This window comes from Streptomyces noursei ATCC 11455 (assembly GCF_001704275.1).
Lineage (GTDB): Bacteria > Actinomycetota > Actinomycetes > Streptomycetales > Streptomycetaceae > Streptomyces > Streptomyces noursei.
In genome coordinates, this window is sequence record NZ_CP011533.1 from 2,502,010 (window position 1) to 2,517,691 (window position 15,682).

14 protein-coding genes and 1 pseudogene are annotated in these 15,682 nt (G+C 71.2%); 5 read left to right on the forward strand and 10 right to left on the reverse strand.

Annotation, left to right across the window (positions count from 1 at the left end):
* Positions 1 to 49: 49 nt before the first annotated feature.
* Both SNOUR_RS10470 and SNOUR_RS10475 read right to left on the reverse strand, forming a co-directional pair.
* Positions 50 to 1,558, reverse strand: coding sequence for a YfcC family protein (locus SNOUR_RS10470; RefSeq protein ID WP_067345956.1), 1,509 nt, complete (start codon positions 1,556 to 1,558; stop codon positions 50 to 52).
* Positions 1,555 to 2,940: a M20/M25/M40 family metallo-hydrolase gene (locus SNOUR_RS10475; protein WP_312632434.1), complete on the reverse strand. Its 1,386-nt coding sequence runs from the start codon at positions 2,938 to 2,940 to the stop codon at positions 1,555 to 1,557. The genes SNOUR_RS10470 and SNOUR_RS10475 overlap by 4 nt, the downstream gene beginning before the upstream one ends.
* 185 nt (positions 2,941 to 3,125) lie before the next feature.
* Between SNOUR_RS10475 and SNOUR_RS10480 the strand changes: the two genes are divergently transcribed.
* Positions 3,126 to 3,752: a TetR/AcrR family transcriptional regulator gene (locus tag SNOUR_RS10480; RefSeq protein WP_312632436.1), complete on the forward strand. Its 627-nt coding sequence runs from the start codon at positions 3,126 to 3,128 to the stop codon at positions 3,750 to 3,752.
* 187 nt (positions 3,753 to 3,939) lie between these two features.
* The gene (locus SNOUR_RS10485) at positions 3,940 to 4,800 is read left to right on the forward strand and encodes a chitosanase (RefSeq protein WP_067345959.1); all 861 of its coding nucleotides are present in this window, start codon (positions 3,940 to 3,942) and stop codon (positions 4,798 to 4,800) included.
* 78 nt (positions 4,801 to 4,878) lie between these two features.
* On the opposite strand, the gene SNOUR_RS10490 is transcribed toward SNOUR_RS10485, so the two are convergent.
* The 8 genes and pseudogenes from SNOUR_RS10490 to SNOUR_RS10525 all read right to left on the reverse strand — a co-directional run.
* The gene (locus SNOUR_RS10490) at positions 4,879 to 6,357 is read right to left on the reverse strand and encodes a nucleobase:cation symporter-2 family protein (RefSeq protein WP_099055678.1); all 1,479 of its coding nucleotides are present in this window, start codon (positions 6,355 to 6,357) and stop codon (positions 4,879 to 4,881) included.
* 277 nt (positions 6,358 to 6,634) lie between these two features.
* On the reverse strand, positions 6,635 to 8,041 hold the full coding sequence (locus SNOUR_RS10495; RefSeq protein ID WP_067345961.1) for an 8-oxoguanine deaminase: 1,407 nt from the start codon (positions 8,039 to 8,041) through the stop codon (positions 6,635 to 6,637).
* Between the two features lie 45 nt (positions 8,042 to 8,086).
* The gene (locus tag SNOUR_RS10500) at positions 8,087 to 9,490 is read right to left on the reverse strand and encodes a nucleobase:cation symporter-2 family protein (RefSeq protein ID WP_067345963.1); all 1,404 of its coding nucleotides are present in this window, start codon (positions 9,488 to 9,490) and stop codon (positions 8,087 to 8,089) included.
* 81 nt (positions 9,491 to 9,571) lie between these two features.
* On the reverse strand, positions 9,572 to 10,504 hold the full coding sequence (pucL, locus tag SNOUR_RS10505) for a factor-independent urate hydroxylase (RefSeq protein ID WP_039631643.1): 933 nt from the start codon (positions 10,502 to 10,504) through the stop codon (positions 9,572 to 9,574).
* Positions 10,505 to 10,511: 7 nt separating this feature from the next.
* On the reverse strand, positions 10,512 to 10,925 hold the full coding sequence (gene uraH / locus SNOUR_RS10510) for a hydroxyisourate hydrolase (RefSeq protein WP_067345964.1): 414 nt from the start codon (positions 10,923 to 10,925) through the stop codon (positions 10,512 to 10,514).
* Positions 10,922 to 11,434, reverse strand: a complete 513-nt coding sequence (uraD, locus tag SNOUR_RS10515; RefSeq protein WP_067345966.1) for a 2-oxo-4-hydroxy-4-carboxy-5-ureidoimidazoline decarboxylase — start codon at positions 11,432 to 11,434, stop codon at positions 10,922 to 10,924. Before uraD ends, uraH begins: the two co-directional genes overlap by 4 nt.
* Before the next feature lie 171 nt (positions 11,435 to 11,605).
* Complete coding sequence (locus SNOUR_RS10520; protein ID WP_067345967.1) at positions 11,606 to 11,986, reverse strand: helix-turn-helix domain-containing protein; 381 nt, start codon at positions 11,984 to 11,986, stop codon at positions 11,606 to 11,608.
* 65 nt (positions 11,987 to 12,051) lie between these two features.
* Positions 12,052 to 12,312: pseudogene (locus SNOUR_RS10525) on the reverse strand (thiamine-binding protein); the annotation flags it as partial.
* 136 nt (positions 12,313 to 12,448) lie between these two features.
* On the opposite strand from SNOUR_RS10525, the gene SNOUR_RS10530 reads away from it, so the two are divergent.
* From SNOUR_RS10530 to SNOUR_RS10540, 3 genes are all read left to right on the forward strand, one after another.
* On the forward strand, positions 12,449 to 13,288 hold the full coding sequence (locus SNOUR_RS10530) for a TIM barrel protein (RefSeq protein ID WP_067345969.1): 840 nt from the start codon (positions 12,449 to 12,451) through the stop codon (positions 13,286 to 13,288).
* Positions 13,289 to 13,391: 103 nt separating this feature from the next.
* Positions 13,392 to 14,312 carry a 2-hydroxy-3-oxopropionate reductase gene (locus SNOUR_RS10535; protein ID WP_067344219.1) on the forward strand — a complete coding sequence of 307 codons (921 nt, stop codon included), beginning with the start codon at positions 13,392 to 13,394 and terminating at the stop codon, positions 14,310 to 14,312.
* Between the two features lie 9 nt (positions 14,313 to 14,321).
* On the forward strand, positions 14,322 to 15,533 hold the full coding sequence (locus SNOUR_RS10540; RefSeq protein WP_079142492.1) for a thiamine pyrophosphate-binding protein: 1,212 nt from the start codon (positions 14,322 to 14,324) through the stop codon (positions 15,531 to 15,533).
* Positions 15,534 to 15,682 lie beyond the last annotated feature (149 nt).

Sequence of the window (15,682 nt, forward strand, 5' to 3'; positions counted from 1 at the left end):
GCCAACTCTAGGGCCTGTCCGATGGGTCAGGGTCGGGTCCGCGGAGTTCTCACGTCACCGCCGCCCCCAATGCCACGAAGGTGCAGATCAGGAGGAAGAGGAGGGCGAGGAGGGGGGCGGCGAAGCGGAGGTAGGTGTCGTAGCCGACCTTGGCGAGGGAGACGCCGCCCATGATGACGGCGGTGGTGGGGACCCAGAGGTTCATCCAGCCGCTGGCGGCCTGCCAGGCGGTGACGACGACCGGGCGGGTGACGCCGGCGAAGTCGGCGAGCGGGGCGAGGATCGGCATGGCGAGCGTGGCGTGCCCCGAGGTGGAGGGGATCAGGAAGGCCAGGGGGAGGTTGACGATGAAGACGATGACGCCGAAGAGCGCCGCGGGGGTGCCGGAGACCACGCCCTCGATGGAGTGCAGCACGGTGTCGGTGACCCTGGCGTTGTTCATGATGACCGTGACACCGCGGGCGAGGACGATGACCAGGGCGGGCGAGATGAAGTCGGCGGCGCCCTGGACGAAGGTCGCGGACAGCCGCTGTTCACCCATCCTCGCCAGCAGGCCGACCAGTACCGCACCGACCAGGAACATCGCCGCCAACTGCGGGAAGGACCAGTCGAGTTCCCAGGCGTAGGGGGGTGCGTCGGCGCGGCCGGTGAGGGCGCCGGACCACGGGATCACCGAGAAGATCATGAAGGCGAAGAGCAGGGCGACGGCGACCAGGACCGTCTTGTGGAGGGTGGTGAGCGGGGGCGGCTCGGGGACGTCCGGGGCGGTCTGGGCGTGCTCGCGGTCGCCGGGGAGGAAGCCGCAGAGCGAGCGGTCGGGGTCGGCGCGCACCCGGCGTGCGTAGCGGATGACGTAGGCGATGGTGGTGGCGGTCAGCACCAGCCACATCGCGACGCGGAGCCCGATGCCGTCGCCGAGGGAGATCTCGGCCGCCGAGGAGGCGACGCCGGTGGCGAACGGGTTGACGGTGGAGCACAGGACGCCGATGCCGGCGCCGAGGATGATCGCGCCGGTGGCCACCAGGCGGTCGAAGCCGAGCGCGAGCATCAGGGGGACGATCAGTCCGTAGAAGCCCAGGGTCTCCTCGGCGAAGCCCTCGACGGTGCCGAGGAGGGAGAAGACCGCCATGACGCCGGCGATGAGGAGCGCGCCGCGGTCGCGGAGCCGGTGGGCGAGGCGGCCGATGCCGCGGTCCAGGGCGCCGGTGGCGAAGACGACGGTGATGAAGGCGCCGATGGCGAGGACGAAGAGGAAGACCCCGGCGCTGCCGTACAACTCGCCGGTGAGGTCCGGGCCCACCAGGCCGGTGCGGGCGTCCTTGATGCCGTAGAGGCCGTTGACCGGGGAGAGGAAGAGGTCGCCGAGCCGCTCGGGGAAGGTCCGGCCGGACGGGATGCGGTGGTAGGAGCCCTGGAGGGGGCGGCCGGCGGCGTTGCGGGCGTAGGTGCCGGAGGGCAGCACGAAGGCCAGCGCCCAGATGACGATCGTGACGAGGACGAGGACGGTGAGGGCGCTGGGGAAGGTGAAGCGGCGCCGCTCCTGCGCCTTGGACGTCACGCCGCGCCCCCGGGGCGGTGCGCGGCGGCATACTCGGCGAAGAAGAGGGCTTCGGCGAGCAGCGCCCCGCGGAATTCGGAGCGCAGCATCCGTTCGTTGGGGGCGTGCATGCGGCAGAGGCTGTCCGCGGCGCCGAAGAGCAGGATCTCGGCCTGCGGCACCGCCGTGGCCAGGCCGTTGACCAGAGGGACCGATCCGCCGGCCGCCGCGTCGACGGGCTCGGCGCCCCAGGCGCGGCGCAGCGCGGTGCGAGCGGCGCGGTAGGCGGGGCCGTCGGTGCCGGCCTCGTAGCCGGGGCCGGTGTCGCCGGGGGTGACGGTGAGCGGGATGCCGAACGGGCGCAGCCGCCGCAGGTGGCGGACGAGGGCGTCCTGGGCCTCCTGGGGGTCCTGCCGGGGGTGGACGCGGAGGTTGAGCTTGGCGCGGGCGTGCGGGACGACGGCGGCGGCGCCGCGGTCCGCGGAGGGCGCGTCCAGGCCGACGACGGTGAGCGCGGGGCCGCTCCAGAGCCGCTCGCCGAGCCCGCCGGAACCGAGCAGCGGGGTGCCGTCGGGCACGCCGGCCAGTGCGCGGAAGTCGTCCTCCGCAAGGGCCGTGCCGTGCCACGGTTCGCGCCGCAGGCCCTCCACGGCGACGTCGCCGTGCAGGTCGTGGAGGGTGGCCAGCGCCTTGACGAGGACGAGCAGGGCGTCCGGGGCGGCGCCGCCGTACTGGCCGCTGTGGACGGCGGAATCGAGCGTGCGGACGTCCACGAAGACGTCGACGCTGCCGCGGAGGGCGGTGGTGAGGGTGGGGGTGCCGGGGCGGATGTTCCCGGTGTCGGCGATGATCATCGCGTCGCAGGCGAACGCCGTGGGGTCGGTGGGCGGGTAGCCGTCGAAGGCGCTGCCGTACTCCTCCTGCCCCTCGAAGACGATCTTGATGCCGACCGGTGGCCGTCCGCGCCACGCCCGGAGGGCGCCGAGGTGGACCATCAGATTGACCTTGTCGTCGGCGATGCCGCGGGCGCGGATGCCGCCCTCGATGCGGGTGGGCTCGAACGGCGGGGAATCCCAGAGGTGTTCGTCGGCCGCCGGCTGGACGTCGTAGTGCGCGTAGAGGAGGACGGTGGGGGCGTCCGGGGTGGGCGGGGGGACGGTGGCGGTGACGACGGGGGCGGTGTAGGGGAGGTTCAGTTCGCCGATGTCGGTGACGCCTGCGCCCCTGAGCAGTTCGACGACGAGGTCGCGGGCCTGGAGGACGGGTTCGGGCGAGAAGCCGGGGAAGGCGATGGAGGGGATGGCGGCGAGCCGTTCGAGGTCGGCGCAGAGGTCGTCCATCAGGCCGTCGACGGTGGTTTCCAGCGCCGGGGCGGCCCCTGACGCGTGGGCTCCGTGGGGCACCGCGGGCCCCCTCTCTGCGGCGCCCGACTGCGCGAACGCACGCGTTGAATGCCTGTCACTTTCGTGCACAATGCAGCATATCGGGCATACCGCCGGCACCCGTGACCGTGACGTCGACGCCGCGTCAGCCGCCATGGCACCCGAGGGAATCGCACTACTATGGGCGTAGTAACGGAGTTGTAAGGGTGGGTGGAACGTTGGCGCGGCGGCGGGACCAGGTGCTGGACGCGGCGGTCGAGGTACTGGGGGTCGAGGGGGCCCGGCGGCTGACGTACCAGGCCGTGGACCGGGCCGCGGGGGTGCCGACGGGGACCACGTCCAACTACTTCCGCAACCGGGCCGCGCTGGTCGACGGCATCGCCGAGCATCTGCTGACGCTGGAGCGGCGGGAGTGGGAGGCGCTGACGGCGGGGCCGGCGCCGGCCGGCCCCGGCGAACTGGCCGCGGCGATGACCGCCTTCGCCCGGCACGCCGCGGGACCCGGACGGGCGCGTACGGCCGCCCGATGGGCGCTGCTGCTGGAGTCCGCGGTGCGCCCCGGGCTGCGGGCGCCGCTCGGGCGGGGGCGGCAGGCGGTGCTGGAGCGGAGCACCGAGTGGGTGCGCCGACTGGGCTCCGGGGTGCCGGAGCGGCACGGGCGGATCCTGGTGGACCACCTGGAAGGGGTGGTGATGCGCCAACTCGCCTTCCCCGATGGCGCGTTCGACCCCGCGGAGGAGATGCGGGCGCTGGTGGGCGGGTTGTTGGCCGGCCCGGAGGGCGGAGCGCGGGGCGAAGTGCGGGGCGGCGCGACGGGCGGGCACGCCGGCTGACGGGGCGGTCGGCGGCGGAACGCGGCGGTCGTCGGGGCCCGGACCGGAGGTGGGGTGCTCGACCAACTGGGCGCGGTGGGCGGCACGTTGGGGTGCGCGACGGCTATGCGACACCTCCGGAGTCTGGTAGGAAAGCTTCCTAACGATTGGGGAACCCCCCACGGCACACTCCGGACAGGAGGACTCCATGCGCTCCCGATCGATAGCCAGAACCGCCACCCGCGTCACGCTCGGCCTGGCACTGCTCGCCGTCCCCGCGACCGCGGTCGCCACCACCGCCGCGCCGACCGGCCGGGCGGCGGTCCCGGCCCACGCGACACCCCGCACCGCGCGGGCCGCCGTCGGGCTGGACGACCCGGCGAAGAAGGAGATCGCCATGCAGCTGGTGTCCAGCGCGGAGAACTCCTCGCTGGACTGGAAGGCCCAGTACACGTACATCGAGGACATCGGTGACGGCCGCGGCTACACCGGCGGCATCATCGGCTTCACCTCCGGCACCCACGACATGCTGGAGCTGGTCGAGCTCTACACCAAGCGCAAGCCCGACAACGTCCTGGCCCCGTACCTGCCGGCGCTGCGCAAGGTGGACGGCAGCGACTCGCACGAGGGTCTGGACCCGAACTACCCGAAGGACTGGCGGAAGGCCGCCCAGGACCCGGTCTTCCGGAAGGCGCAGGACGACGAGCGGGACCGGGTGTACTTCAACCCGGCGGTCGAGCAGGGTAAGGCCGACGGGCTCGGCGTGCTGGGGCAGTTCGCGTACTACGACGCGATCGTGATGCACGGCGACGGCGACGAGAAGACCAGCTTCTCCAACATCCGCAAGCGGGCGCTGGCGAAGGCCCGGCCGCCGGCCCGGGGCGGCGACGAGAAGACCTACCTGGGCGCCTTCCTCGACGCCCGGGTCTGGGCGATGAAGCAGGAGGAGGCGCACAGCGACACCAGCCGGGTGGACACCGAGCAGCGGGTGTTCCTGGAGCGGGGGAACCTGGACCTGCACACTCCGCTGGACTGGAAGGTCTACGGGGACAGCTACCACATCGGCTGAGCCCCAGGGGAAGCCCAACGGCCCGTAGGGAGGCGGCGGTTGCCGTTTCCGTACGGGCCGTTGCGAAGGGGGCGGGCCTCAGTGGGTGGGCGAGGTGGCGGTCTCGCCGTCGTCCATGCGGCCGCGGTCGGGCTGCCGGGGCACCTCCGGGGCGCCGGCCGAGGCGTGCGGATCAGCGGCGTGCGGGTCGGGGGCGTGCAGGTCGGCCGGGGCGGACGGGGCCTTCGAGCCGAAGTGGTTGAAGGCGAGGTTGAGGACGATGGCGACCAGGCAGCCGGTGCTGATGCCGGAGTCCAGGACGACCAGGAGGTCCTTGGGGAAGTTGTGGTAGAACTCCGGCGCCGCGATCGGGATCAGGCCGATGCCGAGGGCGGCGGCGACGATCAGCGAGTTCTCGCCCTTCTCCATGGCGGCGGTGGCCAGCGTCTGGACGCCGCTGGCGGCGACCGACCCGAAGAGGACGATGCCGGCGCCGCCGAGGACCGGCAGCGGGACGAGGGAGATGATCGAGGCGGCGACCGGGCACAGCCCGAGCACGACCAGGATCGCCCCGCTGGTGGCCACGACGAAGCGGCTGCGGACCTTGGTCATCGCGACCAGGCCGATGTTCTGGGCGAAGGCGCTGTTGGCGAAGCCGTTGAACAGCGGGCTGACGGCGGTGCCCAGGGTGTCGGCGCGCAGGCCGCCCTCGATGGTGCGCTCGTCCGCCGGCCGGCCCACGATCTTGCCGAGCGCGAGCATGTCGGCGGTGGACTCGGTCATGCAGACCAGCATGACGATGCACATCGAGATGATGGCCGCCACGTCGAACTGCGGGGCGCCGAAGTGGAACGGCGTCGGGAAGCCGATCGGACTCGCCTTGGTCAGCGCCGAGAAGTCGGTGATGCCGACCGGGATCGCGACCAGCGTGCCGGCGACCAGGCCGAGCAGGATGGCGATCTGCTGGAGGAAGCCGCGCAGCACCCGGCGCAGCACCAGCACGATCAGGAAGGTGGCCGCGGCCATCCCGATGTTCGTCAACGAGCCGTAGTTCGCGGCCTGTTCGTTGCCGCCCTGGGACCAACGGAAGGCCACCGGGAGCAGCGAGACACCGATCAGGGTGATGACGGTGCCGGTGACCACTGGAGGGAAGAAGCGGACGAGTTTGGAGAAGTAGGGCGCGAGCAGGAAGCCGAGAACGCCGGCGACGATGACCGCGCCGAAGATGATCGGCAGCGCGTCGTGCGGGCTGTGCTCCTTGGCGATGGCGACCATGGGGGTGACACCGGCGAACGAGACGCCGTTGACGAAGGGGAGCTTGGCTCCGACCTTCCAGAAGCCCAGGGTCTGGAGCAGGGTGGCGATGCCCGCGGTGAAGAGGCTGGCCCCCATCAGGAAAGCGGTCTCGGTGGGGCTGAGCCCGCAGGCGGGTCCCACGATCATCGGCGGGGCCACCACGCCCGCGTACATGGCGGCTACGTGCTGTAGGCCGCTGGTGAACATTTTGAAGGGCGGGAGGGTTTCGTCGACCGGATGCTTCCGGTCCACCTCCGACTTCTGCCCGGTAGGTGCGGCCACTGCGGGCCTCCTGTCGATTTCTGCTCCGCCGGAAGCCGGCGGTGCGAGCCTGTCACGGAGGGCGTGCCATGTGGTGCGGGGTGCCGAAGTCGCGCTGGTGAGCGTACGAAGGCCGCGCTTGTGGCGCATGGGCGGCTGGTGTGGGGGCGACCGGCCCGGGGGTGCGGGGAATCCGCACCCCCGGGTGACGGCGCTTGCGGACCCCGCTCGGGTCCGCAAGCTCAGCCGGGAGCCGTCCCTCCCGGCCGAGTCTTCGGGGGTGTCGCGTCCGGGGGGATCAGCCCTCGGCCGCGATACGGGCCAGACGCTGGGCCTCGGCCCGCGTGGAGCGGGCGATGGCGTCCTCGTCGACGTTGGTGAGGTGGTTGTCCTCGACCACCGGCTTGCCGTCGACCAGCGACAGCGTGACCGGGGCGGCCGCCCCGAAGACCAGGGCGGTCACCGGGTCGGCGATCGAGGAGTGGCCCAGCCCGTCGAGCTTCCACAGGACCAGGTCGGCGAGCTTGCCCGGCTCCAGGGAGCCGATCTCGCTGGTCCGACCGAGGACCTGGGCGCCGCCGTAGGTACCGAGCCGCAGCGCCTTGCGGGCGTTGAGGGCGGCTTCGCGGTGGGCGCCGAGGCGGTTGATGAGCAGCGCGTTGCGCAGCTCGGTGTGGAGTTCGCCGGACTCGTTGGAGGCGGTGCCGTCGACGCCGAGGCCGACCGGAACGCCGGCGGCCAGCATGTCCGGTACGCGGGCGATGCCGGCGGCCAGGCGGGCGTTGGACGACGGGCAGTGCGCCACACCGGTCTTGGTGCGGGCGAAGGCGGCGATGTCGGAGTCGTTCATGTGGACGCAGTGCGCCATCCACACGTCCTCGCCGAGCCAGCCGGTGGACTCGAAGTAGTCGGTCGGGCCCATGCCGAACAGCTCGTGGCAGAACTTCTCCTCCTCCACCGTCTCCGAGCCGTGGGTGTGCATCCGCACGCCCTTGCGGCGGGCGAGCGCGGCGCCCTCCCGGAGGAGTTCGGTGGAGATGGAGAACGGAGAGCAGGGGGCCGCCGCGATGTGCACCATCGAGCCGAACGAGGCGTCGTGGTGCTTGTCGATGGCCTCCTCGGTGCCGATCAGGGCGCCCTCGGTGGTCTCGACGGCGAAGTCCGGGGGCAGGCCGCCGTCCTTCTCGCTGCGGTCCATCGAGCCGCGGGCCAGGGTGATCCGGGCGCCGATGTCGGCGACCGCGGCCAGCTCGGCGCCCACCAGGTCCCCGGAGCCCTGCGGGAAGACGTAGTGGTGGTCGGAGGCGGTGGTGACGCCGCCCTTGACCATCATGCCGAGCGAGCCGTGGGTGGCCGCGGTGAGCATCTGCGCGTCGATCCGGGCCCAGGTCGGGTAGAGCGCGACCAGCCAGTTGAAGAGGTTGTGGTCGGTGGCCAGGCCACGGGTGATCCACTGGTAGAAGTGGTGATGGGTGTTGATCAGGCCCGGGGTGACCAGGTGACCGGTGGCGTCGATGCGGCGGACGACGTTCGCCAGGCCCTCGGGCGCCTTGCCCGCGCCGATGGACTCGATGACGTTGTCGGCGACGACGAGGTGGCCGCTGGCGTACTCGGTGTCGTCGGCGTCGACGGTCGCGATGGCACAGTTCTCGATGACGATGCGCTGCTTCACCGCGCTGTCAGGGGATGCCGGTGCTGGTGCCATGGTGCTTTCCTCGTTCTTTCAGTGGCGGTTGGGCACGGCATGGCCCTAGGGGATTTGAGTGCCGGAGCCGGGCGAGGCGGCTGACAGTACCGCTGCCCGTGTCGTGCCCCGGGTGCCGAGATGGTGGAAGAACAGGTTGAGCGCGACCGCGACCAGGGCTCCGGCGCTGATCCCGGAGCCGAGCACGGTCTGTGCCCAGGCGGGGAACCCGGCGTAGAAGGTCGGCGCGGCGAGCGGGATGATTCCCGCGCCGAGCGACACGGCCACCAGGATGATGTTGGAGCTGTCATCGAGTCCGGCTTCGGAGAGCGTGCGGATGCCACTGACCGCGATCGATCCGAACAGGACGATACCCGCGCCGCCGAGGACCGGCATCGGCACCAGCGAGACCACGGCGCCCAGGACGGGGAAGGCGCCGAGGACCAGCAGCACCGCGCCGGCCAGCGCGACGACATAGCGGCTGCGGACCCGGGTCAGCGAGACGACGCCGACGTTCTGCGCGAAGGCGCTGGTCGGGAAGCCGCCGAAGATCGGGCCGAGAAGGGTCGCGATGCCATCGGTGCGCAGGCCGCGGGTGATGGTGGTGCCGGTGGTCCGCCGGTCGCAGATCTCGCCGAGGGCGAGCATCCCGGCCGACGACTCCGTCATCAGCACCAGCATCACGATGCACAGGGAGAGGACGGCGGCGGGCTGGAACTCCGGCGGGCCGAAGGCGAAGGGCGCGGGCAGCGCGGCGATCGGGGCCGAGCGCAGCCCGTCGAAGCCGGCCATCCCGAACGGGATCGCGGCCAGGGTGCCGACGACCAGTCCGATCAGCAGCGCGATCTGCTTGACGAAGCCCTTGGTGAAGCGCTGGACGAGCAGCACCACGAGGAGGGTGAAGCCGGCCAGCGCGAGGTTCTTCATCGAGCCGAAGTCGGCGGCGCCCTTGTCGCCGCCCTGTGCCCAGCCGACCGGTACGGGCATCAACGTGACCCCGATGAGGGTGATCACGACGCCGGTGACCAGCGGCGGGAAGAAGCGCAGGAGTTTCCCGAAGAACGGGCCGACCGCCAGGCAGAACACCCCGGCACACATAACTGCCCCGTAGATGGCGGGGAGTTGGTGGCCCTTGGCGGTGGTCTCGGCGATGGCGAGCATCGGGGTGATGCCGGCGGAGCTGGCCGCGTTGACGAACGGGAGGCGGTTGCCGGCGAAGGTGCGGATGCCGAGCGTCTGCAGCAGGGTCGCCAGGCCGGCGATGAGCAGGCTGGCGGCGATCAGCCGGGTCCGGCCCGCGGTGTCCAGACCGACGGCCTGGCCGATGATGAGCGGAGGGGTGACGACGCCGGCGTACATCGCCGCGATGTGCTGGAGGGCGGCGGGGACGAGCCGTCTGACGGCCGGCTTCTCATCCACCGGGTGAACCGGTGGGGCTGGGTGGTGCGGGGCTTGCTCTTGCTGTGCCATGGGTCGATCCCCTCGGAAATCGCGTCCCCTCCCCGCTGCGGGGTAGGGAGGGGACGCGAGGCACGGCGTTGCGTCGAGCCGCTAGAGGTTCGTCAGATCCATCGGGATCCGGGCTTCGACACCGTCGCGCAGAACAGTGGCTTCGATCAGGCCGTACGGGCGGTCCGCCGCGTAGTAGACGGCCCCCTCGGCAGTATCGTTCTTGAGCCCGAAGGGCTCCAGGTCCACGAGGAAGTGGTGCTTGTTCGGGAGCGAGAAGCGGATCTCGTCCACCTCGGACCTGTTGTTGATGATGCGCGACCCCATCTGGTACAGGGTCTGCTGGAGCGAGAGGCTGTAGGTCTCCGCGAAAGCCTGCAGCATGTGCTTCTTGACCTGCTCGTACGAACGCTCCCAGTTGGGCATCCGCTGCTCGTCGGACGTCCAGTTGAAGCGCCAGCGGCTGGCGACCTGCGTGGCCAGGATGCGGTCGTACGCCTCCTTCAGCGTCGTGTACTGGTCCTTGATGTACCCCCAGAACTCCGAGTTGGTGGAGTTCATCACGATCAGATCCTTCAGGCCGGAGATGACCTGCCAGTTCTCACCGTCGTAGGTGATCTCGGTCAGGCGGACCTCCTGGCCCTTGCGGACGAACGAGTGCTTGACCTCGTCCGCGCCGATGAAGCGCGAGTTGCCGTCCGAGGTCTCGATGCGCTCCCAGGCGTACTCCTCGATCCGGATCCGGGCCCGCTTGATCGGCTCCTGGCTGGAGACGAAGTGCCGGGCCAGGTGGATGCCGAACTGCTCGGCCGACTCGATCCCGTACTCCTTGGCGAAGGCGTACACGGTGTTCTTGGTCGTGTCGGTGGGCAGGCAGTTGGCGTTGGAGCCGGAGAGGTGGACCTCTTCCAGGTCGCCGGAGAGGGCTACCGAGACGTTGAGGTCCTTGATGTGGTGGGTGTCGCCGTCGCGGGTGATCTTGACAACGCGGTTCTCCGCTTTGCCGTACTGGTTCTGGCCGAGAATCGTGGGCATGTCGGTGCTAGCTCCCTCGGTATACGGAGTAGCCGAACGGGTTGAGCAGCAGCGGTACGTGGTAGTGCTCGCCCGGCTTGACGGCAAAGGTGATTGCCACCTCCGGGAAGAAGGCTCCGCTGTCCCGTAGCGCGGGGGCGTCCTGCTGTTCCTCGGCTTGCTGGTTGGCGCTGTGCTGACGTGAAGAGAAGTACGCCTCGGTCTCGAAGTCGATGCGTACGTGGGTGGTGCCCTCCGGCGGTGCCGGCAGGTTCTTGCAACGCCCGTCGACGTCGGTCCTCCCGGCGCCGTGGACGGTCCACGCACCCCCGCTGCCGGAGCGCACCGAGAGCGTGAGGGCGACGCCCTCCGCGGGACGGCCCACGCTGGTGTCCAAGATGTGCGTGGACACCGACGTCGGTGCAGCCGACTCGCTGCTCATGATGGATCTCCTTCTGCGATGCGGTTCAGGCGGATGCGGTTGATCTTGCCGAGCTCCCCACGGACGATCTCGCGTTCCTGTTCCGGCGAGTTGTCGATCCGGTTACGGACCGCGTCGCGCATCTGCTCCCCGGTGCGGCCGGAGGCACAGATCAGGAAAACGTGCCCGAACTTCTCCTGGTAGGCCAGGTTCAGTTCGAGCATCTCCGCCTTGAGGTCGTCGGAGGCGCCGGCCATCCCGCTCTGCTCGCGGTTCGAGGTGGGGTCGCCCGGCTTGGGCCGCCCGATGGGCGGGTGCCCGGCCATCGCCTCGGCCAGGTCGTCCGCGCTCAGCTCCGCCATCGCGGCGTCACTGGCGGCGAACAGGGCGTCGGCGGTGGCGTAGGGGCGCTGGGCGAGAACCTTGCTCCCCCAGGCCCGGCTGGCGCACACCTCGTGCAGCGCGGCCTGAGCCTCACCGGCATCGGCGGTGTTGAACCGGGTGAGCCCTTGGGGCGTGGTCGAAGACACGGGAAGCCTCCGTGGCCTGGTGCTGGACAGCTCTGGTTGGCTGGAAACAGCTAAGACCCCTGGCAACATCACGTCAACACTTTGTTGAAAAATCGGCAACACAAAAGCCGCCACCCGGGGTCTCCGAGTGGCGGCTTCGGCCGCAGGACGGGGAATTACGCCCGCTTCGCCTCAGTCGGCGTCCTTCGCGGCGCTTTCCCGGTTCAGGTAGTTGTACACGGTGAATCGGCTGACGCCGAGGGCGCCGGCGACCGTCTCGACCCCGTGCCGGACCGAAAAAGCACCCCGGCTCTCCAATATCCGCACCACCGACTGCTTGGTCCTGCGGTCCAGATCGGAGAGCGGCATGCCGTGCCGGCGCTCCAGCTCGGCGAGGATGTGGTCGAGCGACTCCGACAGGTGCGGAAGCCGGACGGCCACCCGGTCCTGCCCCTCCCAGGCCAGCACGACGTCGTCGCCGCTGGCCTGATCGGGCGCGACCATCTGGCCGCCCATGGCATCCACCAGCGGTTTGACCGCCCGGACGAAGGCGTGGTCGGCGGGCTCGGTCACGTCGCGTCCCCCTCGTCGTCCGCCGCGCCGCCACCCTGAGCGGAAGCGCTTCGCGCTGCTGTGTCATCCGCGCCGCCCTGCCGGTCGTCGGCGATCACATTGACCTGGAGGGAGACCCGGGTCGCGCCCGCCTCCAGGGACTGCCGCAGCAGGGCGCCGACCGCGTCCAGCACCCGGTCGGCGTCACCCTCGGCGGTGTTGCCGAAGGGGCCGACGTCGACGGCGTCCAGCTCGGCACCGGTGACGATCTCCCGCGCCACCACGGCATGGGCCGGCGCCTCGTCCAGGTCGAACGGCTCCGTCGTGAACTCAACTCTCAATCGCACGCGGTTCAACCTACGCGCGCTTCGCCCCGCCGACCAGAAATTGCTCCCGGCCCCCCTTGACAGCCTCCCCGCCCGCCCGGCAGTGTTCCATTACGCAGAAAGTAAGTTCCGCTATCCGGAAGGAGCGCCGGGCCTTATGGGTTTCACGGACACGCGCTTCAACGTCAATCTGTCGATCCTGTTCACCGAGCTTCCGTTGGGGGAGCGGCCGGCGGCCGCGCGGGCGGCGGGCTTCACCGCGGTGGAGCTGTGGTGGCCGTGGGTGGACGCCCCGACCCCGGAGCGGTCCGAGCTGGACGCGCTGGGCGATGCGCTGCGTGATGCCGGGACGCAGCTGACGGGTCTGAACTTCTACGCCGGGCGGTTGCCGGGTCCGGATCGTGGGGCGCTGTCGGTTCCGGGGGTGGAGTCGGAGAAGTTCCGGGCGAACGTGCCGGTGGCGATCGCGTTCGCCGCGTCGCTGGGCTGCACCACCTTCAACGCCCTGTACGGCAACCGCGTCGAGGGCGCCACCGCGGCCGAGCAGGATGCTCTGGCTCTGGAGAACCTGGCCTTCGCGGCGCGGGCGGTGGGCGAGGTGGACGGCACGCTGCTGATCGAGGCGCTCAACGCGCCGGAGTCGCCGGCGTGTCCGATCGTCTCGGCGCCCAAGGCGATCGAGGTGGTCGACGCGGTCAACGCCGCCACCGGGCTGGACAACGCACGGTTCTTGATGGACCTGTACCACCTGTCCATGAACGGCGAGGACCTCGACGAGGTCATCGACCGCTACACGCCCAAGACCGCACACGTGCAGATCGCCGACAACCCCGGCCGCGGCGCGCCCGGCACCGGTTCGCTCCCGCTGGAGGAGTTGCTCGGCCGCCTGAAGAAGGCCGGCTACGACGGCTACGTCGGCCTGGAGTACAAGCCGGGCGACGGCCCGAGCGCCCAGTCCTTCGCCTGGCTCCCGGCCCCGCTGCGCGCCGCCCACTGACCGCGGCACCCGCGTCGCCTGCCGCCTGCCGCCTGCCGCCTGCCGCCGGTCGCTGTCTGGCGTCCCCCTCCCCCTTTACGTTGCGTGTGAAAGAGGCTTTTCGATGAGCAACCTGGCCGACTCCCCCCACCCGACCCGCCCGGCGATCGCCTGGATCGGGCTGGGCATCATGGGTTCGCCCATGGCCGAGAATCTGATCAAGGCCGGCTACGCGGTGACCGGTTACACCCTGGAAGCCGACAAGCTGGAGCGCCTGGCCGCGGCCGGCGGTACCGCCGCCACCGACATCGCATCGGCCGTCGCCGACGCCGACGTCATCATCACGATGGTGCCGGCCTCCCCGCACGTCGAGGCCATCGCCTACGGCCCCGACGGCATCCTGGAGAACGCCAGGTCCGGCGCGCTGCTGATCGACATGTCCTCGATCACCCCGCAGACCTCCATCGACCTGGCCAAGAACGCCGCCGAGAAGGGCATCCGGGTCCTGGACGCCCCCGTCTCCGGCGGCGAGGCCGGCGCCATCGAGGCCGTCCTGTCGATCATGGTCGGTGGCCAGCAGGCCGACTTCGACACCGCCAAGCCGATCCTGGAAGCCCTGGGCAAGACCATCGTGCTGTGCGGCCCGCACGGCTCCGGCCAGACCGTCAAGGCCGCCAACCAGCTCATCGTCGCCGTCAACATCCAAGCCTGCGCCGAAGCCGTGGTCTTCCTGGAGAAGTCCGGCGTCGACCTGCCCGCCGCCCTCGACGTCCTGGGCGGCGGACTGGCCGGCTCGACCGTCCTGGCGCGCAAGACCGGCAACTTCATCAACCGCGACTTCAAGCCCGGCTTCCGCATCGACCTGCACCACAAGGACATGGGCATCGTCACCGACGCCGCCCGCACCGTCGGCGCCGCCCTGCCCGTCGGCTCCGTCGTCGCCTCCCTCGTGGCCTCCCTGCGCGCCCAGGGCGACGGCGGCCTGGACCACTCCGCCCTCCTCCGCGGCGTCGAACGCCTCTCCGGATACGACCTCAAGGACTGAACCCGGATCATGGGGGCACGTCGCGTTCCCGCCGTCCAGGCGGCCGTTGAGATCATGAAGGACGAGGGCGTCGACACCGTCTTCGGCTGCCCCGGCGCCGCGCTGCTGCCGCTGTACGCGGCGATGGAGCGGACCGGCGGCATCGCCCATCTGTCCGCGGGCCACGCCGAGGGCGCCGCGCACATGGCCGACGGCTGGGCCAGGACGACCGGGAAGGCCGGCGTGGTCGCGGTGGCCGCCGGGCCCGGGGCGGTCCGGCTGCTCAGCGGGCTCTACGCGGCCCGGCAGGACGCCGTACCACTGGTGTGCGTCACCGGCCGGGAGGCGTCCGCGCCGACCGCCCCCGCCATACCGCTGCGGCACGCGGGGTACCGGCCACCGGACCTGGTCCGGCTGGCCGGTGCGGTCGCCAAGCGTGCCGAGCGGATCGAGGACCCCGCGCGGATCCCGGGCGCTTTCCGTGAGGCGTTCCGGATCGCGCGGGAAGGCCGACCCGGACCCGTACTGATCGACATTCCGGCCGATCTGGCCGGGTTGGAGATCGTGTGCGGCCCGGGGCCGGTCGCCCCTTCCGCTCCCGGCGCCGGACCGGCACTGGTGGACGGCGTCCGGTCACCGGCGCCGGGGGCGGTACTCCCCCTGTCCGCGCCCGCGGACCCGGCGGGCACCGGGGCCCACTGGGCTCTCTCGGAGCTGGCCGAGCTCCTCGGCGCCGGGTCGTTGACGGACACCTATGTCGTCAGCGGGCTGCCGGAGGCGAGCGCCTCCCGTCCGGGCACCGCGCGACGGCACCGGGTGCCGCGGCGGACCGGTCCGCCGGGGTGGGAGGTGCCGACCGCGATCGGGGTCCGGAAGGCACTGGACTCCCGGGGCGAGCGGGCGGCGGAGGTCGTGGTGGTCGTCGACGGTCGCGGCTTCCCGCTGACGGCCGGGGAGTTGGCCGCGGCGGCGCAGTACGAAGTGCCGTTCGTGGTGGTGCTGCTCGGCGGCGCCGAGGACGCCGACCCGTTCACGGACCCGGTGAAGCTCGCCGAGGCGTACGGCTGCGCGGGCCGTGACGTGCTCGATCCGGCGGACCTGCGGTCGGCGGTCGAGTGGGCCCGCAAGGAGGCCGTCTCCACCCGGCGGCCGGTCCTGGTGGAGGTCCGGGCCGAGCGTGCGGCGGACGCGTACGACGGTCTGCCCGCGGAACCGGTGCACATCCGCGCGTACGGGACCTGAAGCCCGTCGCGGAGGGGGCTTCCCGGGCCCGCGACATCAAGCTTCCGGGCGGTGGTCGCGCTGACACCTGTCCTGTCGCGCCCAGGCGCGGCCACCGCCCGGAATACCCACCCCTGAGCACCACAGATTGTTTCAACAAACTGTTGACG

What these genes read in the sequence shown, in the direction of transcription:
- SNOUR_RS10530 (WP_067345969.1), top strand. Translation starts at nt 12,449, where the DNA reads ATGGGTTTCACGGACACGCGCTTCAACGTCAATCTGTCGATCCTGTTC.
- uraH (WP_067345964.1), bottom strand. Translation starts at nt 10,925, where the DNA reads ATGAGCAGCGAGTCGGCTGCACCGACGTCGGTGTCCACGCACATCTTG.
- SNOUR_RS10540 (WP_079142492.1), top strand. Translation starts at nt 14,322, where the DNA reads ATGGGGGCACGTCGCGTTCCCGCCGTCCAGGCGGCCGTTGAGATCATG.
- SNOUR_RS10535 (WP_067344219.1), top strand. Translation starts at nt 13,392, where the DNA reads ATGAGCAACCTGGCCGACTCCCCCCACCCGACCCGCCCGGCGATCGCC.
- SNOUR_RS10485 (WP_067345959.1), top strand. Translation starts at nt 3,940, where the DNA reads ATGCGCTCCCGATCGATAGCCAGAACCGCCACCCGCGTCACGCTCGGC.
- SNOUR_RS10495 (WP_067345961.1), bottom strand. Translation starts at nt 8,041, where the DNA reads ATGGCACCAGCACCGGCATCCCCTGACAGCGCGGTGAAGCAGCGCATC.
- SNOUR_RS10500 (WP_067345963.1), bottom strand. Translation starts at nt 9,490, where the DNA reads ATGGCACAGCAAGAGCAAGCCCCGCACCACCCAGCCCCACCGGTTCAC.
- pucL (WP_039631643.1), bottom strand. Translation starts at nt 10,504, where the DNA reads ATGCCCACGATTCTCGGCCAGAACCAGTACGGCAAAGCGGAGAACCGC.